This is a genomic window from Salirhabdus salicampi, assembly GCF_024259515.1.
GTDB classification, from domain to species: domain Bacteria; phylum Bacillota; class Bacilli; order Bacillales; family Alkalibacillaceae; genus Salirhabdus_A; species Salirhabdus_A salicampi.
In genome coordinates, this window is sequence record NZ_JANBWE010000002.1 from 392,541 (window position 1) to 412,788 (window position 20,248).

18 protein-coding genes are annotated in these 20,248 nt (G+C 38.9%); 3 read left to right on the forward strand and 15 right to left on the reverse strand.

Features of this window, described 5'->3' with window-relative positions:
- Nucleotides 1-19: 19 nt before the first annotated feature.
- Nucleotides 20-1,672: an acyl-CoA mutase large subunit family protein gene (locus tag NLW78_RS08055; protein WP_254496538.1), complete on the reverse strand. Its 1,653-nt coding sequence runs from the start codon at nucleotides 1,670-1,672 to the stop codon at nucleotides 20-22.
- 172 nt (nucleotides 1,673-1,844) lie between these two features.
- Between NLW78_RS08055 and prli42 the strand changes: the two genes are divergently transcribed.
- Complete coding sequence (gene prli42 / locus NLW78_RS08060; protein ID WP_254496539.1) at nucleotides 1,845-1,994, forward strand: stressosome-associated protein Prli42; 150 nt, start codon at nucleotides 1,845-1,847, stop codon at nucleotides 1,992-1,994.
- 34 nt (nucleotides 1,995-2,028) lie between these two features.
- Here prli42 and NLW78_RS08065 read toward each other — a convergent pair whose 3' ends face one another.
- The 10 genes from NLW78_RS08065 to NLW78_RS08110 all read right to left on the reverse strand — a co-directional run bounded on the left by NLW78_RS08065 (nucleotide 2,029) and on the right by NLW78_RS08110 (nucleotide 13,782).
- Nucleotides 2,029-2,979 (reverse strand): aromatic acid exporter family protein, encoded by a 951-nt coding sequence (locus tag NLW78_RS08065; protein WP_254496540.1) that lies wholly within the window; start codon nucleotides 2,977-2,979, stop codon nucleotides 2,029-2,031.
- A 185-nt stretch (nucleotides 2,980-3,164) separates the two neighbouring features.
- The gene (locus tag NLW78_RS08070; protein ID WP_254496541.1) at nucleotides 3,165-3,596 is read right to left on the reverse strand and encodes a BrxA/BrxB family bacilliredoxin; all 432 of its coding nucleotides are present in this window, start codon (nucleotides 3,594-3,596) and stop codon (nucleotides 3,165-3,167) included.
- A 127-nt stretch (nucleotides 3,597-3,723) separates the two neighbouring features.
- Nucleotides 3,724-4,977, reverse strand: coding sequence for a dihydrolipoamide acetyltransferase family protein (locus NLW78_RS08075; protein WP_254496542.1), 1,254 nt, complete (start codon nucleotides 4,975-4,977; stop codon nucleotides 3,724-3,726).
- A gap of 21 nt (nucleotides 4,978-4,998) precedes the next feature.
- Nucleotides 4,999-5,982, reverse strand: coding sequence for an alpha-ketoacid dehydrogenase subunit beta (locus NLW78_RS08080; RefSeq protein WP_254496543.1), 984 nt, complete (start codon nucleotides 5,980-5,982; stop codon nucleotides 4,999-5,001).
- 15 nt (nucleotides 5,983-5,997) lie between these two features.
- A complete protein-coding gene (locus NLW78_RS08085; protein WP_254496544.1) occupies nucleotides 5,998-6,990 on the reverse strand; it encodes a thiamine pyrophosphate-dependent dehydrogenase E1 component subunit alpha in 993 nt (330 codons plus the stop codon).
- 16 nt (nucleotides 6,991-7,006) lie between these two features.
- Complete coding sequence (lpdA, locus tag NLW78_RS08090) at nucleotides 7,007-8,428, reverse strand: dihydrolipoyl dehydrogenase (RefSeq protein ID WP_254496545.1); 1,422 nt, start codon at nucleotides 8,426-8,428, stop codon at nucleotides 7,007-7,009.
- Nucleotides 8,429-8,446: 18 nt separating this feature from the next.
- Nucleotides 8,447-9,538, reverse strand: coding sequence for a butyrate kinase (gene buk, locus NLW78_RS08095; protein ID WP_254496546.1), 1,092 nt, complete (start codon nucleotides 9,536-9,538; stop codon nucleotides 8,447-8,449).
- A 20-nt stretch (nucleotides 9,539-9,558) separates the two neighbouring features.
- Nucleotides 9,559-10,656 (reverse strand): branched-chain amino acid dehydrogenase, encoded by a 1,098-nt coding sequence (gene bcd, locus NLW78_RS08100; RefSeq protein ID WP_254496547.1) that lies wholly within the window; start codon nucleotides 10,654-10,656, stop codon nucleotides 9,559-9,561.
- A 15-nt stretch (nucleotides 10,657-10,671) separates the two neighbouring features.
- On the reverse strand, nucleotides 10,672-11,583 hold the full coding sequence (locus tag NLW78_RS08105; RefSeq protein WP_254496548.1) for a bifunctional enoyl-CoA hydratase/phosphate acetyltransferase: 912 nt from the start codon (nucleotides 11,581-11,583) through the stop codon (nucleotides 10,672-10,674).
- Nucleotides 11,584-11,706: 123 nt separating this feature from the next.
- Nucleotides 11,707-13,782 (reverse strand): sigma 54-interacting transcriptional regulator, encoded by a 2,076-nt coding sequence (locus NLW78_RS08110; protein WP_254496549.1) that lies wholly within the window; start codon nucleotides 13,780-13,782, stop codon nucleotides 11,707-11,709.
- A gap of 141 nt (nucleotides 13,783-13,923) precedes the next feature.
- Between NLW78_RS08110 and NLW78_RS08115 the strand changes: the two genes are divergently transcribed.
- Entirely contained in the window at nucleotides 13,924-14,163 is a 240-nt protein-coding gene (locus NLW78_RS08115; RefSeq protein ID WP_254496550.1) for a DUF2627 domain-containing protein, read from the forward strand.
- A gap of 37 nt (nucleotides 14,164-14,200) precedes the next feature.
- On the opposite strand, the gene NLW78_RS08120 is transcribed toward NLW78_RS08115, so the two are convergent.
- Entirely contained in the window at nucleotides 14,201-15,547 is a 1,347-nt protein-coding gene (locus NLW78_RS08120) for an aspartate kinase (protein ID WP_254496551.1), read from the reverse strand.
- A 274-nt stretch (nucleotides 15,548-15,821) separates the two neighbouring features.
- On the opposite strand from NLW78_RS08120, the gene NLW78_RS08125 reads away from it, so the two are divergent.
- Nucleotides 15,822-15,965 carry a hypothetical protein gene (locus tag NLW78_RS08125; protein WP_254496552.1) on the forward strand — a complete coding sequence of 48 codons (144 nt, stop codon included), beginning with the start codon at nucleotides 15,822-15,824 and terminating at the stop codon, nucleotides 15,963-15,965.
- A 105-nt stretch (nucleotides 15,966-16,070) separates the two neighbouring features.
- Here NLW78_RS08125 and spo0A read toward each other — a convergent pair whose 3' ends face one another.
- The 3 genes from spo0A to recN form a co-directional block, all read right to left on the reverse strand.
- A complete protein-coding gene (gene spo0A / locus NLW78_RS08130; protein ID WP_254496553.1) occupies nucleotides 16,071-16,856 on the reverse strand; it encodes a sporulation transcription factor Spo0A in 786 nt (261 codons plus the stop codon).
- 225 nt (nucleotides 16,857-17,081) lie between these two features.
- A complete protein-coding gene (gene spoIVB, locus NLW78_RS08135; RefSeq protein WP_254496554.1) occupies nucleotides 17,082-18,365 on the reverse strand; it encodes a SpoIVB peptidase in 1,284 nt (427 codons plus the stop codon).
- Between the two features lie 154 nt (nucleotides 18,366-18,519).
- Nucleotides 18,520-20,244: a DNA repair protein RecN gene (gene recN, locus NLW78_RS08140; RefSeq protein ID WP_254496555.1), complete on the reverse strand. Its 1,725-nt coding sequence runs from the start codon at nucleotides 20,242-20,244 to the stop codon at nucleotides 18,520-18,522.
- Between the last annotated feature and the right edge of the window lie 4 nt (nucleotides 20,245-20,248).

The following is a 20,248-nucleotide window of genomic DNA, read 5'->3' on the forward strand; positions in this document are numbered from 1 at the left end:
ATTCCTCCCCCATTTCCCTCTACATACCAGTGTATTCTCCAAATTTGTCCCGGAGAACATTACAAATTTCTCCGATTGTTGCATAAGCTTTTACCGCATCTAATATATAGGGAATGAGATTTTCTTCTTCTATTTTGGCGGCCGCTTCTAATTGTCGTAACGTTTCTTTTACTTTTTTATCATCCCGTTTTTCCCGCACTTGTTGAGTGTTCTCCTTTTGCTCTTCTTCCAATGCTTCATCTACTCTCAACAAATCACTTTCAATTTCTTCATCAATTTGAAATTTGTTCATTCCTACAACAATCTCTTCGCCCTTTTCAATATCTTTCTGAGTTTCATACGCAGAACGGTGAATTTCTCGTTGCATATAGCCGTCCTCTACTGCCTGGACAGCTCCTCCCATTTCATCAATTTTTTCGATATACTTGAGTGCTTCCTCTTCAATTTGATCTGTTAACGCTTCAACATAATAAGAACCACCTAGTGGGTCAATCGTATCTGCAACCCCACTTTCATGGGCGATAATTTGTTGCGTACGTAACGCAATTCGGGCAGAATCCTCTGTCGGTAATGCAAGTGCTTCATCCCGGGAATTGGTGTGCAAACTTTGGGTCCCTCCTAAAACTGATGCAAGCGCTTGCAATGTGACACGAACGATATTGTTATCAGGTTGTTGTGCCGTTAACGTTGATCCCCCTGTCTGAGTGTGGAAGCGTAATTTCCAGCTTTTTTCATTCTTCGCACCGTAACGATTTTTCATAATATTAGCCCAAATTCTCCGGGCCGCTCTAAATTTAGCAACTTCCTCAAAAAAGTTATTATGTGCATTAAAAAAGAACGCTAATCGTGGTGCAAATTGATCTACTTCCAGTCCACTTTTCAAGGCAGCATCAACATAAGCGATTCCGTTTGCTAACGTAAATGCTACTTCTTGTACAGCAGTAGAGCCAGCTTCTCGAATGTGGTAACCTGAAATACTTATCGTATTAAATTTGGGAACATGTTGTTGGCAATAAGCAAAGATGTTTGTGATGAGTCGCATAGAAGGTTTAGGTGGGTAAATATATGTGCCACGGGCAATATATTCTTTTAAAATATCATTTTGAATTGTTCCGGTGAGAGACTCTTTCGGGACTCCTTGTTTTTCTCCTACAGCGATATACATACATAGGAGTACAGATGCTGGGGCGTTTATGGTCATGGATGTACTAACTTTATCTAACGGAATTTCAGCAAATAAATGTTCCATATCTTCTAATGTGTCGATTGCGACACCAACTTTTCCAACTTCTCCTTCGGCCATTGGGTCATCAGAGTCGTAGCCAATTTGCGTCGGTAAATCAAATGCTACTGAAAGCCCAGTCTGACCTTGTTCTAGTAAATAACGAAACCGTTTATTTGTTTCTTTTGCTGAACCAAATCCTGCGTATTGACGCATCGTCCATAAACGACTTCGATACATGGTAGGTTGAATACCCCTTGTGTAAGGAAATTGACCAGGGTAACCAATGTTCTCCTCATACCGTTCATCCACTGGATCAGGTGTATAAAGGCGTTCCACTTCAATATCAGAACTAGTTGTAAAGGTTGGTTTCCGCTCTGGAAATCGGTTGATCACTTTTTCAACGTCTTGTTCCCATTTCTTATGATTTTCATATCTTTGTTTTTTCATGACGTACCTCCTAACCTTATCTCTAATTGAGTAACATTCTAGAAAAATACAAAAAATCCTCTTACTAATGTATATGCATCTATTGATAAACATCCCTTTTTGGAAGGGACTTGTTCAAAAACTCATTTCCTAGTAAAATACAGATAGGTTTGAGAAAAAGGGGGATGTCACAATGGCTAATGCAAATAAGAATGCCCAACAAGATAAATCCGTGAAAAAACGTACATCAAAGCGCCAACGTAGATTGAAATTTATCATTTATTTGATGATTTTATCTATGCTATTAAGCTCACTAATGGCTGGAGCGGTGATGTTTCTATAAGAAAAAAGCGCTTGGCATATGCCAAACGCTTTTTTTATATGTCACTTTTTTTAAATGATCGTTTTAAAATTAAGTATTGCTCGATTTCATTTAACAACGTAAACAAGCTTGCCCGTGCTTCAAATTCCTCTCTCGTTACAGGCAATTCTTCGTTGCGAAAGTGCTCCTTCATCTCTTTCAGTTCATTTAAGTACAATACCGCTGTATTTCCAGGATGAACTGCCTCAGAAAGTTTATCGAAAAAGTCCGCCATCGCTACTGATTGTTTATTGATTTCTTTTACGCGGCTAATGAGAGGTAGCATACGTTCTAACACTTCGAATTGCTTCGTTCGCATATGAAAGTAATGATAATAAGGATGGTGCTCCCGTAAAATATGGTTCTCAACATCGCGGAAGGCTAAGCTTTTCGCCGTTTCCAATACAGTTGCCGTCTCAGTAAATTCTTTCCCTTCCCAACTCTCCTCGCCTGTCTTTAAATAGTGGGCAATTTCCTTTAAAATGTTGCGGAAATTTTGTTCCACTTGATTTTGCTTTTTTCGCAAATCCTTCTCCATACTAGGCATATATAAATTTAAAAGTAAAGCCGTACCAAGCCCAACAACAATTAACAATAGTTCATTCCATATGAGAGCAAGCGACGCTTGCTGCGCTCCATAAATATGTAAAATGATGACGGTGCTTGTCACAATCCCTTCGGTAATGTTTAACCGGACTGTTGTTGGTATAAAGAGTAACAGCAATAATCCGATGGCTAATGGATGATAGCCAATCAATTCGAAAATGAGAGACGAATATACGATGCCAATCATACAAGCAGCAAAACGATACCAAGCACTTAAAAAGGACCGCTTTCTCGTTACTTGAATGCATAAAATAGTTAAAATACCTGCTGAAATAAAATTACTTAGTTGTAGTAGTTGGGCGATAAAAATTGCGATTGGTGCTCCAGTTGCCGTTTTTATGGTTCGGTATCCAATTTTCACTACTGTTAACTCCTTTTATGTTTGCAACATATTCATGCATATGCTAATTATAACGAATGTTTGAAAGTTAGCAACTGTTTCAGTGCAAGGATAACATCCATCTATTGTTTAGTATGCAATGCTAATGTCTTCTCTATAACTATACAAAAGAAAAGAGATGGTCCATAGTGACCACCTCTAACCTCTTACACTTCTTCACAATGTTCTTCAAACAACTGTTGTAAACGATTCACAACCGCAACAGGTTCTGATCCTTCAATTTCAGAACGTTGTACCATCTCTACAATTTTACCATCTTTTAAGAGGGCAAAAGATGGAGAAGAAGGTGGGTATCCTTCAAAGTATTCACGGGCACGAGCTGTAGCTTCTTTATCTTGCCCCGCAAATACAGTTACGAGATAATTTGGTCGCTTATCATAATGAATGGCATTTGCCGCAGCTGGACGAGCAATGCCTCCGGCGCAACCACAAACCGAATTTACCATCACTAACGTTGTTCCTTTACGGGCAAACGCTTCATCTACAGCTTCTGGTGTTGTCAATTGTTCATAGCCGGAACTAGCAATTTCAGTACGTGCTTTATCAACGACATCGTGCATAAAAATATTAAAATCCATACAAATGGCTCCTTTATATGTAGAGTGTTATTTAATGTACATCTTAACAACTTTTGCCTTTCGTTTCAATCATGATAGCTTCAATTCTAACGCAATAAAAAAATCCGTCTAAAAGACGGATCTTCTATTAAAAAATAGGTGTATTCTCTTTTGACACATTTTGTAATATTTCTTTCAATCGAGCTAAAAATTGACCGCAAATGAGTCCATCTAAGACACGATGGTCTAAGGACAGACATAAGTTCACCATATCCCTCGCAGCAAACATGCCATCAATAATGACTGGCCGTTTCACAATGGATTCTACTTGTAAAATGGCCGCTTGTGGTGCATTGATGACGCCCATCGATTGTACGGAACCGAAAGAACCGGTATTATTAACCGTAAACGTACCACCTTGCATATCAGCCTGTGTTAATTTGCCGTTACGGGCTTTCGTGGCTAGATCCGTTATATCCCTGGCAATACCTTTAATGCTCTTTTCATCAGCATGTTTAATAACAGGAACGAACAATTCTTGATCTTTCGCGACCGCAATGGATAAGTTAATATCTTTACGTTGAATAATTTTATCTCCGGCCCACGTACTGTTTAATTGTGGGAATTCCTTCAACGCTTGTGCTACTGCTTTTACGAAGAAGGCAAAGAATGTTAGACTATAGCCTTCTTTCTGCTTGAATTCGTCCTTCATTTGATTCCTGTATTCCACCAAGTTTGTCACATCAACCTCGACCATCATCCAAGCATGTGGAATTTCTTGCTTTGATTTCACCATGTTTTGAGCAATGGCCTTCCTTACCCCTGTGACTGGAATTTCAATATCACCTGCTCCAGTTTGTACTGCTGGTTGTGCACTTGATGCAGGTACCTGATCAGCATGACGCGATGCTTTCTGCTGCTGTGGAGCATCTGCTTCTTTCGGGATATCTCCTGATGCAATCATCTTTTCCACATCTTTACGGGTAATTCTACCACCTTTCCCCGTGCCATCTACTTGGGTTAAATCAATGTCATGTTCTTGTGCTAAGCGAAGCACGGCTGGTGAGTACCGCTTTTTCATCGATTGGTCATCACCGTCATGAACCTGTTGTGCTGTTTTTTCTTCATTTGGTTTTGTATCGTTATTTTCTTCGGCTCCACCTTCAACTTCTATGTAGCACATTAAATCCCCAACCGATATTGTGTCTCCTTCTTTTGCGACAATTTCCTTTACTGTTCCGCCAAAGGAAGAAGGAACTTCTGCATTTACTTTATCTGTCATAACTTCAGCAATCGGATCGTACTTTTGTACTTGGTCTCCCTCTTTGACAAGCCACGTACTAATCGTTCCTTCAGTTACACTTTCACCAAGTTGCGGCATGTTGATTTTTTCCAATGCCATGATCATTTCCCTCCTTTACGTTTAAAACTCCGCAAGTTCACGCATTGCTTTTTCAACTTTATCAGGGTTCATCATAAAGAACTTTTCCATCGTTGGTGCATAAGGCATAGCAGGTACATCTGGGCCTGCAAGTCGTTTCACAGGAGAATCTAAATCGAATAAACAGTGTTCGGATATAATCGCTGAAACCTCACTAATAATGCTACCTTCTTTATTGTCTTCCGTAATTAGTAACACTTTCCCGGTCTTTTGAGCTGCTTCAATAATGGCTTCTTTATCCAGCGGATACACTGTTCGTAAATCGACAATGTGGGCTGAAATGCCTTCTTCGGCTAATTTTTCTGCTGCTTGTAAAGCAAAATGAACACATAATCCGTAGGTGATGACCGTAATATCTGAACCTTCTCGTTTAATATCTGCCTTACCAATTGGCAATACGTAATCGTCCTCAGGTACTTCACCTTTTAATAGACGATATGCCCGTTTATGCTCGAAAAATAAAACAGGATCATCATCACGGATAGCTGCCTTTAATAACCCTTTTGCATCATAAGGAGTAGATGGAATGACAATTTTTAAGCCTGGTTGATTGGCAAATATGGCTTCCACTGATTGAGAGTGATATAATGCACCGTGTACACCACCTCCGAACGGAGCACGAATCGTTATTGGACAGTTCCAATCATTGTTCGAACGGTAACGAATACGGGCAGCTTCAGATATAATTTGGTTTATTGCTGGCATAATGAAATCAGCGAACTGCATTTCTGCTACTGGACGCATCCCATACATCGCAGCTCCGATACCGACACCGGCAATAGCAGACTCCGCTAATGGTGTATCGAGTACCCGTTCTTCTCCGAACTGTTCGTACAGGCCATCAGTCGCGCGGAATACACCGCCTTTTTTCCCAACATCTTCACCTAATACAAACACCTTTTCGTCTCGTTCCATTTCCTCCTGTAACCCTTTTGTTACAGCTTGAATATATGACATTACTGGCATATTCGTTCTCCCTCCTTACTCTCCATATACATATTTCAAAGCGTCTTCAGGATCCGCATACGGTGCATTTTCCGCATAGTCTGTTGCTTCATTTACAATTTGTTTAATCTCTTCATGTATTGCTTTCTCTTTCTCTTCTGTCAGCACACCTGTTTCTTTTAAATACGTCTCAAACGTATAAACTGTATCTTTTTTCTTAGCCTCTTCAACCTCTTCTGCTTCACGATATGCTCGATCATCATCGTCACTAGAATGGGCGGTTAAACGATATGTTACAGCTTCAATTAACGTAGGACCTTCTCCATTTACAGCACGTTCACGTGCTTCTTTAACGACACGGTAAACTTCTAAGGGGTCGTTGCCATCAATTGTGTACCCAGGCATCCCGTAGCCAATGGCACGATCCGAAACATTCTTACTTGCGATTTGTCGCTCAACTGGTACAGAAATAGCGTACTTATTATTTTCAACCATGGTTATGACCGGGAGTTTATGCACACCTGCAAAGTTTAACCCTTCATGAAAATCACCTTGGTTTGATGAACCCTCACCTAACGTGACAAAGGAAACGAAGTCTTTTCGCTCCATTTTTGCAGCTAACGCAATCCCTACTGCATGTGGTAGCTGTGTAGTAACTGGTGAAGAGCCTGTTACGATTCGGTTTTTCTTTTGACCGAAATGTCCAGGCATTTGGCGTCCACCAGAGTTTACGTCTTCCGCCTTCGCAAAAGCTGAGAGCATTAAATCTTTCGCAGTCATACCAAAAGCGAGTACTACCCCCATATCACGATAATAAGGCGCTACATAATCTTCCGTACGATTCAAAGCAAATGACGCTCCTACTTGGGCTCCCTCCTGCCCTTGACAAGAAATAACGAATGGTATTTTACCAGCACGGTTTAATAACCACATTCTTTCATCAATTTTCCGAGCTAAAAGCATTGTTTTAAACATTTCAAGTACTTCTTCATTTGATAAACCGAGCTCCTCATGCCGGTTTTTACTCATTGTAACCCCTCCTTAATTAACCATGAATTTGTTTTCCTTCCACCGCCAAAGCAGCCTCGCCGATTGCTTCAGACAAAGTTGGATGTGGGTGAATTGTATGTCCCACTTCCCATGGTGTTGCGTCCAGCACTTTCGCTAAACCAGCTTCCGAAATCATATCGGTAACATGGGGACCAACCATATGAACGCCTAATAAGTCATTCGATCTTTGATCAGCTATCACTTTTACAAATCCGTCCGTTTCACCATGTACAAGGGCTTTCCCTACAGCTTGGAATGGAAATTTACCTACTTTAACTTGAAAACCTTTATCCCGGGCTTCTTCTTCGGTTAAACCTACACTAGCTACTTCCGGATTAGAGTAAATACATGTCGGTACTTGCGTGTAATCCATTGGATAAGGATTAGCGTCTGCGATATGCTCAACAGCTACAATACCTTCATGGGAAGCTACATGAGCAAGCTGCATCCCTCCAATGACATCGCCAATTGCATATATGTGACTTTCTTTTGTTTGATAAAATTGATTCGTTTGGATGACACCATTTTCCACTACAATATCCGTATTTTCGAGACCTATATTTTGGACGTTTGCTTTGCGTCCAACTGAAACCAGCATCTTATCTGCTTCAAACGTCACCGATTCACCGTTGTGCTCAGCCTCGATTGTCACACCATTGTTTATTTGCACCGTATCTGGTAAAACTTTTGTGCTCGTTTTCAGTTTAATTCCTTTCTTCTGTAACAACTTCACCATTTCCTGAGAAACGTCCCGATCTTCAGATGGTAAAATGTGATCCAAGTATTCAATAACGGTTACGTCGACACCAAAATCTGCTAACATGGATGCCCATTCAATCCCAATTACACCACCACCGACAATGACGATGGAGGATGGAAGCTCATCCATTTGTAACGCTTCATCTGATGTCATAACATATTGGCCATCAATTTCAAGACCTGGCAATGTATTCGGCTTTGACCCAGTGGCAATTAACACATTTTTCGGAACTAACATTTCATTTTCTTCACCGTTATTCATTTCAACCGAAACAGTCCCTGGCATAGGCGAAAAAATACTCGGCCCTAAAATTCGACCAAACCCTTCATACACATCAATTTTGCCTTTTTTCATTAACCCTTGGACGCCTTTATGTAATGTATCAATAATTTGTTGTTTACGCTGTTGAACATTTAAAAAATTCACTTTTGGTGCAGACGTATCAATACCGTATTTTTCTGCCTCTTTTGTTTGACGGAATACCTCAGCACTACGTAACAACGCTTTTGATGGAATACAACCTTTATGCAAACACGTTCCACCAAGTTTTTCTTTCTCAACAACTGCAACCTTTAAGCCTAATTGAGAGGCACGGATAGCAGCAACATAACCTCCTGTACCTCCGCCCATAATGACTAAATCATACTCTTGAGCCATCGATAACGCTCCCTTCTACTATACCAATTCATTCGGATAGATTTTTGCTTCTTCCTCTTCCTTCAGTACACGCAAAGTTCCAGATGCTAGTGCTTCTAGTTCGTTTTCTCCAGGATACACCATAATATCCGCGATCCAGTTAATCCGGTCACTAATTTTATGAATAAATTCTTTACCGTAAGCAAGGCCACCAGTTAGCACAATTCCATCTACCTTTCCGTTTAACACGATACTCATCGCACCAATTTCTTTGGCTACTTGGTATGCCATCGCGTCGTATACCATTTCCGCCTTTTTGTCACCTTCTTGAATCATCTGTTCCACCGTTAAGGCATCGTTAGTTTGTAAATATCCCATAAGGCCGCCGTGTCCTACTAATTTTTTCATTACTTCTTCACGGAAATATTCACCACTAAAGCACATTTGAACGAGGTCACCAACGGGAACAGTTCCGGCCCTTTCAGGTGAAAACGGACCATCACCGTGAAGACCATTATTAACATCAATAACTCGACCTTGACGGTGAGCCCCAACGGTTATTCCACCACCCATATGCGCAACAATCAAATTCAATTGATGATAAGGTTTCCCTAATTCCTCAGCCGCTTTTCTCGCGACAGCCTTTTGGTTTAAAGCGTGAAAAATACTTTTACGGGGTATTTCAGGAACACCAGATAATCGCGCAATTTCTTCTAATTCATCTACAACTACCGGGTCTACAATAAAAGCCGGAATGTTTAATCCTGTAGCAATTTCATGTGCTAAAATACCTCCAAGATTAGACGCATGTTCTCCGTTATACCCCATTCTTAAATCTTCTAACATTTTCTCATTCACTTTATAGGTGCCGCCTTCAATTGGGCGTAACAGCCCGCCACGGCCACAAACAGCATCTAACTTCGAAATATTGATTCCTTCAGAATGAAGTGCTTCCAGAATAATTTCTTTACGGAAACTGTATTGATCAATAATCCGGTTATAGGCCGAAATATCATCCGCTTGGTGACGAATTGTTTTTTCCATAATACAAACTTCATTATCGAATACACCAATCTTGGTTGAAGTTGAGCCTGGATTGATGACGAGTATGCGGTATACACTTTGCTGCAACTAAGACTCCCCCTATTGCTCTATCTTTTTCTCGTTAATATGTTGTGTCCGTTACGCAAAAATTGACTACGTGACTTCCGTAATGTTTCGATGCGTTCTTCTGCTAAACGATCTGCAGCTAAATGTGTCGGAACATTGTCACGCTTTGAAATAGAAAATACTTTCTCAATCGTGTCGTAGATGCCTTCAATGCGTTTCATAGCTCGATCATGACTGTATCCATATAATTCATCCGCAACATTTATAACGCCACCAGCATTTATGACATAATCCGGTGCATATGCAATTCCTTTTTCATGAATAATATCACCATGCCTTGACTCTTTAAGCTGATTATTTGCAGAACCAGCAATGACTTTCGCTTTCAGTCTTGGGATTGTTTCATCGTTGACTGTAGCACCGAGGGCACATGGTGCATAAATATCACATTCAACGTCGTATATATCATTTGGGTCAACCGCTTTAGCCCCAAATTCCTCTACTGCTCGGTTTACCGCTTCTTTATTAATATCTGTAACGATTAGCTGTGCACCTTCTTCATGTAAATGTCTACATAATGTGAAGGCAACACTACCTACACCTTGAACTGCAACTACTTTCCCCTCTAAGGAGTCAGAGCCAAAGGCTTCCTTCGCTGCAGCTTTCATACCGCGATACACACCGTATGCAGTAGCCGGAGAAGGATTACCAGATGAACCAAACGCCGGTGATATTCCTGTCACAAAGTCAGTCTCTTGGTAGATTAAGTCCATATCCGCTTCCGTCGTCCCTACATCTTCCGCTGTAATATAACGTCCATTCAGCCCTTGAATGTAACGACCGAACGCACGAAACATTTCTTCGTTTTTATCTTTACGTGGATCCCCAATAATTACGGTTTTACCTCCACCTAAATTCAATCCTGCTGCTGCGTTTTTATATGTCATCCCTTTCGCTAAACGTAGGGCGTCTATAACCGCTTCTTCCTCAGAGTCATATGTCCACATACGCGTTCCACCTAAAGCAGGACCAATTGTTGTATCATGAATAGCAATAATTGCTTTTAAGCCAGAATTTTTATCTTGGCAAAATAAAACTTGCTCGTAATCATATTGTTCTAAATAAGTAAATAATTCCATTATCGTTTCCTCCTTTTAATTGGCATTCGTAGATTGTAGAGCTAAAGCTAACGAATACAATTTACTTTCTGCAGAATCCGCACGGGATGTTAAAACAATTGGTGCTTTTCCACCAGTTACGAAAGCAGCGACTTTAGCTTGAGCATAGTAGACGAACGATTTATACAATGAATTCCCTGTTTCAATCGTAGGTACTAGAAGAATATCTGCATGACCAGCTACTTCTGAATGAACATTTTTTTGTTTAGCAGCCTTTTCTGAAATTGCATTGTCAAAAGCTAATGGACCATCAACGATACAATCGCTAATTTGCCCTCTTTTTTGCATTTGGGTCAAAATAGCAGCATCCAATGTTGCTGGCATTTTCGGATTTACCACTTCAACAGCAGCTAAAACAGCTATTTTCGGACAGTCAACCCCAATAGAGTTGACCACCTTTGCAGCGTTTTGAATAATTTGAACCTTCTCTTCTAATGAAGGTTGAATATTCATCCCAGCATCTGTAACAAATAAGAATTGCTCCCCTGCCGGAAAAGCGAAGGCTGCAATATGTGATAACAAACCTTTCCCTTTTATTCCATAGTCTTTATGAAGAACTTCTTTTAACAAAACATTGGAAGGAAGGTTTCCCTTCATAACGACATCTGCTTCACCATTGTTTACAGCTTGCACGGCTAACATAGCAGCTTGTTGTTCGTCTTCCGAAAAGATACATTTTATCCTTTCATCTGTGAGATTTAAAGCAATTTGATTGGCTATTTCTTTCATTTTATCGACATTGCCAAAAAGAAGAAATTTTGCTATTTCATGTTCCATCGCTGCTTTTATTGCAAATAGTACATCCTGTTCGTCTGCTTTTGCTACAGCAACTACTTGTTTTCCTCCTGTCTTTGATACATCATCCATTATCGTTTCGAATAAGTTCATCATGTCCCACCTTCTATGTTCGATCTTACCTATAAATGATGCAAAAATCGTGCCAACCTTAATTTTTATGAAAACGCTTTATTTACAACACCTTTCTCGTGCAATGTTTTTCATCCATGAAAATTATTGCATGATACTTTTGTCAATATTGTGCTTCTCTAGTTTGTAATATAAATTCCGCACTGAAATATTTAAATGTTTTGCTGTTTCCGTTTTGTTAAAATCATTGGCTTTTAAAGCATCCAATAAAACTTCCTTTTCATATTGTTCCATCGTTTGTTGTAAAGATTGGCCCGTCCAACTCTTTTCTTTCTCCTCTTTGTTCAACTGTTCTTTCGATGAAACACCTTGAACTAGTTCAGGAATATGGTGCTTCATAATCATTTCATCATGAATCTCCATATAAATCATTGCACGTCCAATAATGTTTTCCAATTCTCGAACATTTCCCGGGAAACGATATTGTTTTAAATATTGAATGGCATCCTCACTGATTGATTGAACATTTCGACCATAATCTTGGTTTAGCTTATCAATCAAATGATGAATAAGTGCAGGTAAGTCATTCATCCGCTCGCGCAAAGGAGGGATATAAATCGGCAGACGGTTGAGGCGATAATATAAGTCTTCGCGAAAAGTACCGTTCATGATCGCCTTTTCTAAATTAACGTTTGTGGCACCAATCACTCTGACATCAACTGAGATTGGTTTTGTACCCCCAACACGGACAATTTCACCTTCTTGCAACACACGTAATAGTTTTGCCTGCATGTTTAAGGATAAATCACCGATCTCATCAAGAAAGATACTCCCATAGGTTGCCTCTTCAAATAATCCTTTTTTGCCGCCCTTTTTGGCACCAGAAAAAGCACCCTCTTCATAACCGAACAATTCACTTTCTAAAATGGATTCGGCAATTGCAGCACAATTTACTCGAATAAATTTGTTATGACGTCGGTTACTCTCATTATGTATTGCATGGGCGAAAAGTTCTTTACCTGTTCCGGACTCACCCCTTAAAAGCACAGTGGCTGGTGTTTTCGCTCCAACTTTTGCTTGTTCTAAAGCAATGTTCATTTCTTCAGATGTGGCAATAATGTCATCGAATGTATATTTCGCTTCTAAATTTCGAATAATTTGCCTAGCCCGTCTTAATTCACTCGTTAAAGTATGAATTTCTGTTAAGTCATGTATGACACCTACACTACCTTTCAGCTTTCCATCAACAATAACAGGGGCAACGTTAACCATGACTTCTTTTTTTGCAGGACCTACTTTCATGCGTACACCTCTTACAGGGCGTCTCGTCTGTAACACCTTTAAGTGCATACTCTCCCCTTCAGAAATATCCGCAGTGGCCGGTTTCCCAATCACGTCTTTTTCTGTTAATCCAGTGATTTTCGTATAAGCAGGGTTAATCATAAGACCTGCCCCATTTTCATCCACGACAGAAATCGCTTCCTCTGAAGAGTGGATAATTGCCTCCAGCATTGTTTTAATATCCTTTAAATCTGTTAACTCTTCTGCTAAATCCACGACTTCCGTAATATCTTTAAAGACAGCAAAAGCCCCCATTAATTGTTCGTCAGGGCCAATCAATGGTATTCTCGTCGAAATGACTTTTTTCCCGTTTTCAAGGGTTACCTTTTGATTCACTTCTTTTCGTCTAATTTTCATAACATGCGGCAATCTAGTTGTAGGAATAACTTGTTCTACTGGTTGTTGAATCATGTTTTCCTTTTTATCGCCTAATATTTTCTCAGCACTTCGATTGACGAACGTAATTTGCGCTTTTTCATTAATTACAATCATGCCGTCATGTATATTATTTAAAATGAGCTCTCTACTCTTAGTCTGCCGTTTCAGTTCATTTAACAATGTTTCTTTTTCATCTAACAATTGGGATGTAATGAATGCAACAGAACCGGGAATGACGACAGTATTATAAGGCTTCGAAGTAATGATGTCTTGAAATACTTCATCACTCCCTGTTGCCTCAACTATAATATCAATGTTTTTATGTAACCATGAGCGATAGTTTTCCCCAACAGGAATCCCCCACTCTTTCGCTAAGCGGATACCAGGTGCTGAACGATTTTTATCAACTATACTAACAACTTCCAGCATATCAGTTTGGTTTAATAGTTTAAGCAAAGATGTTCCACCTTTGCCTGCTCCGACAATTAACACCTTTTTCATGGCTCCACCTTCAATCTGCAAAATATTGCATACAATACAATAATAAGAGAGATTCCCCTATTTCGCAAGTTTGTATATTTTCATTATGTAAAAGCTTTGATATACTTACCAAAGTAATGTTCGACGAAGGAGCTTATAAATATGATTAGATTCATCGCACTTATTATATTGGTCATACCAGGGATCATCGCAACACTCGGAATCAAGCTTATGCGAGATACATTATTCGCAATTCTCCATCCAATCTTTTTCCATTTAGTCATACAATTCATATTTGGACTACTATTTTTCTTAGGTGGCTTAGCCTTTATAGGTGGCTTTATTTTACATAGGGACCGGAAACGAAATTTAACTAAAGGACGCTTCCGTAACAACCCATAAAAAAAGCTGAAAGCAGAGTGCTTTCAGCTTTTTTCAATTAGCCAAAAAATTGTTTATAAAGCTCTTGTACTGACCGCTCTAATCCTTCAGCCTTAATCCCGAACATCATGGAAACTTCGGAAGAGCCTTGGTTAATCATTTCAATATTCACTTCAGCATTTTTAAAGGCATCGGTTGCTTTACTCGCCATTCCAAATGTACTATTCATGCCTTCCCCAACAATCATAATCATTGCTAAGTCTCGCTCTATAGTAACGGTATCAACATTTAGTTCTTCTTTAATACGGTGAACAACCGCATCTTCTTTTTCTTTTGGTAGTTCGCTTTCTCGAATAATGACAGACATGTCATCAATACCAGACGGAACATGTTCAAAGGAAATCCCTTCATCCACAAGAATTTGCAGTAAATGTTTCCCGAAGCCAACCTCTCTGTTTAATAAATATTTGCTAACATATATACTAATAAACCCTGTATCACTTGCAATTCCCGTCACAACCCCATCATTATCTTCTGGCTTAGTTGAAACAATCATTGTACCAGGCTTTTCTGGGTTATTCGTATTTTTAATGCACACTGGAATCTTAGCTTGGAAAGCTGGTATGAGTGCCTCATCATGAAACACAGAAAAACCAGCATATGATAGTTCTCGCATTTCCTTATACGTTAGTGATTTAATTTCCTTTGGGTTCTCTACAATATTTGGATTCACACAATAAACAGAGTCAACATCAGTAAAATTTTCATATAGGTCCGCTTTTACACCAGCAGCGACAATAGAACCTGTTATATCAGAGCCACCACGCGGGAACGTCAGCAAGTCTCCAGCTTTTGTATATCCGAAAAATCCAGGTATGACAATGATTCCTTGTTTTTCCCTTAACTCGTACAGTTTAGGATAACTCTCATCAAGAACTTGTGCACCACCAGGCTCATCACTTACGGTTATACCTGCTTCCTTTGGGTTTATGTAGGTTGCGTTTACGCCTAGGAGCTGTAAATATTCACTTAACACTCTAGCTAATGAGTCTTCTCCCATTGCTTTTAATGAATCGATCTTGTGCTTTACATTTTCACTTTGTAAAATGTAATCAATTTGGTCACTAATCTCATTTAGAACTGCGTTCGATAGTTGGAGTTCATTCGTAATATCAGCGAAACGATTTATAATTTGATCTTTCGTATAACCGATATCTTCCCCGGAAAAGGCTTTTTCTCCAAGCTCGATAAACAAGTCTGTTACTTTGATATCGTCACTGGACCGTTTCCCTGGTGCCGATACAACAACAAATTTCCGATCCTGATCACTTGTTACAATGTTTGCTACTTTCTTTAACATTTCTGCAGTTGCTACAGAACTTCCACCAAATTTTACGACCTTCATTTTCTCTCACCACTTTTTTCTTTTATTCCTTATCTAGTTAATATGTTTAGTATTTTAACATAGTTCTGAATTCTTCTCTATACATCGTCTCAAATTACCTAAGCCCTAAAGTCACCACCCAAATTATATTGCTCAGTCAGCATAGGCTAAAAATTTGATGAACTATTGTTAATGTACAAAGATAATGGCCACATTAAAAAATAAACAACGTAAATTGTGCCTTTTGGAGGATAAGCCCTATAAAATGGTAATATGTATGTAGGGGGGGATTTAGATGGGATTAAAATCGACGATTTATAAAATGTTGCGTATTTGGAACGACGTAGATGCGGTTCGAAAAGGAAAGATTGGCAAACGTATTGGCCGACGGGCTAGTGGAAAGGCAGCGGGGAAAGCAATCCGCAAAATATTCAAATAACACTAAAAAGCCTCCTATCTTTTCCGTAAAAGATAGGAGGCTTCGTTTGTGATAATAAATATGATTCCGTAAGTAACAAAGGACTATTATACAGATCGGCTTCCTTTAACTTACACGATGTTCTAAACATAAACGATCTGCAACCATTGCAATAAATTCACTATTTGTTGGCTTAGCTTTTGACATATTTACCGTATAACCAAACAGAGACGAGATTGAATCAACATTTCCTCTATTCCAAGCTACTTCAATAGCATGACGAATAGCACGTTCCACCCGGGATGCCGTTGTGTTAAACTTTTTCGCAATATCAGGATATAGTACTTTTGTAATAGAACCTAATAATTCAATATCATTGTACACCATGGAAATCGCTTCCCTTAAGTACATATACCCTTTAATATGTGCTGGTACACCGATCTCGTGAATAATATTTGTAATACTGGCATCCAAATCAATTTTTCTGCCTTTACTTTTTGCCGCTTTTACTCCTTCACTTTGTTTATGTACCATAGGAAGTCCGTGCACGTTCATAACTTGTTCTTTCAACCGCTCCATATCAAATGGCTTTAAAATGAAATAAGAAGCACCTAGATCTACTGCCTTCTTCGTCACCTCTTCTTGACCAAATGCTGTTAACATAATTACCTTAGGCAATGTGCTTACCTCAAGGTCTTTCATACTGCTTAGTACTGCTAATCCGTCCACATGAGGCATAATAATGTCTAAAATAAGAACGTCAGGTTTAACATCCTCTATTAGTGATAAACAGTCCCTTCCGTTATGCGCCGTCCCCACTACATCAATTTCGGGCTGGTCTTCAAAATAATCCACTAATAGCTGAACGAGTTCTCGGTTGTCATCAGCTAAACAAACTTTAATCTTTTCCACAATGTTTCCTCCTTATTCCATGTTACTCCCCTTTATTCCACATAATATATTCGACACAAGTACAATAATTCCTTTTTTAACGGAAAAAACTTTTATTTTTTTAAGAAAAATCGATAAATACTCGCATTATCTTACTTTTTCATGTTATTTCTACATTTTTTGATATTTTTTGTCGAAAAATCTTTATTTTACCATTAAAAATGGACAGACAAAAAAGCGAGAGAATTAACTCGCCTTTTGTCCGTCCTCATAAATATCAATACCCGCTTCATTTAACATCCATTCAATATGAACCCCATATCCAGAAGTTGGGTCGTTCACAAATACGTGTGTGACTGCTCCCACAAGCTTATCATCTTGAATAATTGGGCTACCACTCATTCCTTGAACGATCCCACCGGTCTTTTCTAATAATTTTTTATCGGTAATTTTGACAATGAGCCCTTTAGTTGCAGGGTGTTTTTGAGGTACAGAACTTACAATCTCTACATCAAATTCCTCTACTTTTTCCCCTTCCACAACTGTTAAAATTTTTGCAGGTCCCTCTTTCACTTGATGAGACAGTGCAATTGGCATCGGTTTATCAGATATATTGTTTTTAATATCATGATTTAGTTTCCCAAAAATGCCAAATGGACTGTTTTTTGTGATATCCCCAATGGAATCATCTTTAATGGAGAATTCGGCATTCTTCTCCCCAGGAGTACCATTTGATCCTTTGTCAATTGACGTAATGTTAGATCGAACGATTTTCCCGTTATAAATTTCAATAGGCTTTCTCGTATCCATATCGGCAATGACATGACCTAGCGCCCCATATTTTTTAGATTTCGGATCATAAAATGTCATCGTTCCGATACCAGCAGCTGAATCACGGATATATAGCCCAATTTGGTATTTTTTCTCTTCTACGTCGTAAATCGGTGTTAATGTTCTTGTAAATGTTTTATCGTTCCGTTTTACTTTTAATTTTAATGCCTTATTACTATCATCTAAATCTTTCATGAAGGAAGAGACTTGTTCCATTTCCTTTATTTCCTCACCATTAATTTCAAGAATAATGTCCCCAACTTTTATACCCGCTTCTTCTCCAGGAGATTTCTTCCCTTCCTCTGTTTGGACAAGATGGTGTCCGACTACTAATACGCCTAACGTGTGTAAGCGTACACCAATGGATTGTCCACCTGGAATCACTTTAAAATCTTTTAATACGTTTACATTTACTTTCTTAATCGGTAAACCTGCCATTTCGTAAAACAGTTGATCTTGTCCTGCTTCTCTCGGTTTAATTTGATTTGAAAAGGCTTCAATGGACTTTTCCCCATCACGTTTTACCTTAGGTTTACTGTTGGCGAAAGTAGGCACAGAGTAAGCGGACTCTTTCTCAAAAAGAGTTATTTCATTAGGAATGGATATATATTTTTGAACTGAAGTGAGAAATGGAATTGACAGGAATGAAACAAGGAGGATCAAGCCGACAGTGATTCGGATCAGATCTCTTGGTTTCAAAGGTTTCACTCTCCTCGCTTCTAACCCATACCAAAATATTTAATTGCTGTATTCATAATTTGGCCTTATGCAATCTCTTTTAAACGCAGTAAAGAACAGAAAAAAAACATACTTTTTCCATACACTAAAAAAACTGCCACTTTGGCAGTTTTCTTTATGATACTTTATGCTTTTGAGCTAAATTTATAAGTTCTTTTGCATGATCCTTTGTTGTTTCTGTTAACTCAGCACCAGTAATCATCCGGCTAATTTCTTCAACCTTTGCATCTTCCGTTAATTCAGATACTGTTGTTACAGTGCGATCGTGAGTAGTTGTTTTTTCAATCAACAAATGTGTATCCGCCATAGCCGCTACTTGTGGCAAATGAGAAATACAAAGTACTTGCGATCCTTCAGATACGACATAAATTTTTTCAGCAATGGCTTGAGCGACTCTCCCACTGACACCTGTATCCACTTCATCAAAAATCACGCTAGTAATACCTTGATGTCGTGCAAAAATATTTTTAATCGCTAACATGAAACGGGATAATTCTCCACCAGAGGCAATTTTCCCAATTCCCTTTAACGGTTCGCCTGGGTTTGGACTAATTAAAAATTCAATATAATCGAAGCCGTCCTCCGTTAATTTTACTCGTTCCCCATCTCTTTCAGGGTCCAGTGGCTGCCCTGGCTGTGTCATAAAAGAAACAGCAAAATCGGCTTTTTCTAAATACAAATCTTTCAACTCTGTTTTTATGGCGCTTCGTAAAGTTTCGGCTGCCAATTTTCGCACTTCATGCAGTTGTTCTGCCTTCTGCAAAATGTCTTTCGACATTTCTTTCAGCTGTTTTTCCAACTGTGCTAAATGTACGTCTTTATTTTCGAGCTGTTCAATTTCCTCTTCAACTTCTTCATAATATTGTAATATTTGTTCAACACTATGCCCATACTTCCGCTTCAAATGATTAATTTCGTTTAGCCGTGCTTCAATTTCATTTAATCGTTCTGGGTCAAACTCCATCTCATCCAACTGGTTTCGTAATTCAAAGGCCATTTCTTCAATTAAATAATAATGATTGGATAATTCCTCTGACCGACTTTCCAATCGTTGGTCGAACTCGGAAACATTTTGAAGAGAGGTTAACGCTTGAGAAAGCCATTCTAACCCTTTTTGTTCACCATAAAGGGATTCATATGCATCACTTACGCTTTGATAAATCTTTTCATAATTCATCAATTGATGGCGTTCCTCATCTAACTCTGTATCTTCATTTGGTTGTAGATTGGCCTGTTGTAATTCATTGTGCTGAAATTTTAATAAATCTAATCGGTGGGCAACTTCCTGCTCATTTTCACTTAATTCAATATAACGCTTTCGTAAGCGCTTGTATTCAGTGAACATTTCACGATACTCCCGCTTTAAATCTTTAAGTTGATGAGAGGCATAGTGGTCTAATAATGATAAGTGTAAATCCGTATCCATTAAGGATTGTGTTTCGTGCTGACTATGTATGTCAATAAGTAACTGTCCAATTTCCTTAAGGATGGCTAGTGTTACTAATTTTCCATTAATACGGCATATGCTTTTTCCTGCTGATGTAATTGTACGATGTAAGATAACTGTATCTTCTCCGTCTAAATCAATCCCAAATTCGATTGCCTTATCTACTACGACACGGTTTCTTTCCAAAAAGAACAATCCTTCAATTTCTGCTTTTTCAGACCCGTGACGTACAAAATCAACAGATCCCCTTCCACCAGTAAGCAGTTGAATAGCATCTATAATGATTGATTTCCCAGCACCAGTCTCTCCTGTAAGTACAGTAAGGCCGTCTTTAAATTCAATTTTTATGTTGTCAATGATTGCGAAATTCTTAATGGATAATTCAGCTAACACGTCG

Excerpts from the sequence above, each read along its gene's own strand:
- NLW78_RS08055 (WP_254496538.1), bottom strand. The coding sequence starts at position 1,672 with ATGAAAAAACAAAGATATGAAAATCATAAGAAATGGGAACAAGACGTT.
- prli42 (WP_254496539.1), top strand. The coding sequence starts at position 1,845 with ATGGCTAATGCAAATAAGAATGCCCAACAAGATAAATCCGTGAAAAAA.
- NLW78_RS08070 (WP_254496541.1), bottom strand. The coding sequence starts at position 3,596 with ATGGATTTTAATATTTTTATGCACGATGTCGTTGATAAAGCACGTACT.
- NLW78_RS08075 (WP_254496542.1), bottom strand. The coding sequence starts at position 4,977 with ATGGCATTGGAAAAAATCAACATGCCGCAACTTGGTGAAAGTGTAACT.
- NLW78_RS08080 (WP_254496543.1), bottom strand. The coding sequence starts at position 5,982 with ATGCCAGTAATGTCATATATTCAAGCTGTAACAAAAGGGTTACAGGAG.
- NLW78_RS08085 (WP_254496544.1), bottom strand. The coding sequence starts at position 6,990 with ATGAGTAAAAACCGGCATGAGGAGCTCGGTTTATCAAATGAAGAAGTA.
- lpdA (WP_254496545.1), bottom strand. The coding sequence starts at position 8,428 with ATGGCTCAAGAGTATGATTTAGTCATTATGGGCGGAGGTACAGGAGGT.
- bcd (WP_254496547.1), bottom strand. The coding sequence starts at position 10,656 with ATGGAATTATTTACTTATTTAGAACAATATGATTACGAGCAAGTTTTA.
- NLW78_RS08105 (WP_254496548.1), bottom strand. The coding sequence starts at position 11,583 with ATGAACTTATTCGAAACGATAATGGATGATGTATCAAAGACAGGAGGA.
- NLW78_RS08110 (WP_254496549.1), bottom strand. The coding sequence starts at position 13,782 with ATGAAAAAGGTGTTAATTGTCGGAGCAGGCAAAGGTGGAACATCTTTG.
- NLW78_RS08115 (WP_254496550.1), top strand. The coding sequence starts at position 13,924 with ATGATTAGATTCATCGCACTTATTATATTGGTCATACCAGGGATCATC.
- NLW78_RS08120 (WP_254496551.1), bottom strand. The coding sequence starts at position 15,547 with ATGAAGGTCGTAAAATTTGGTGGAAGTTCTGTAGCAACTGCAGAAATG.
- NLW78_RS08125 (WP_254496552.1), top strand. The coding sequence starts at position 15,822 with ATGGGATTAAAATCGACGATTTATAAAATGTTGCGTATTTGGAACGAC.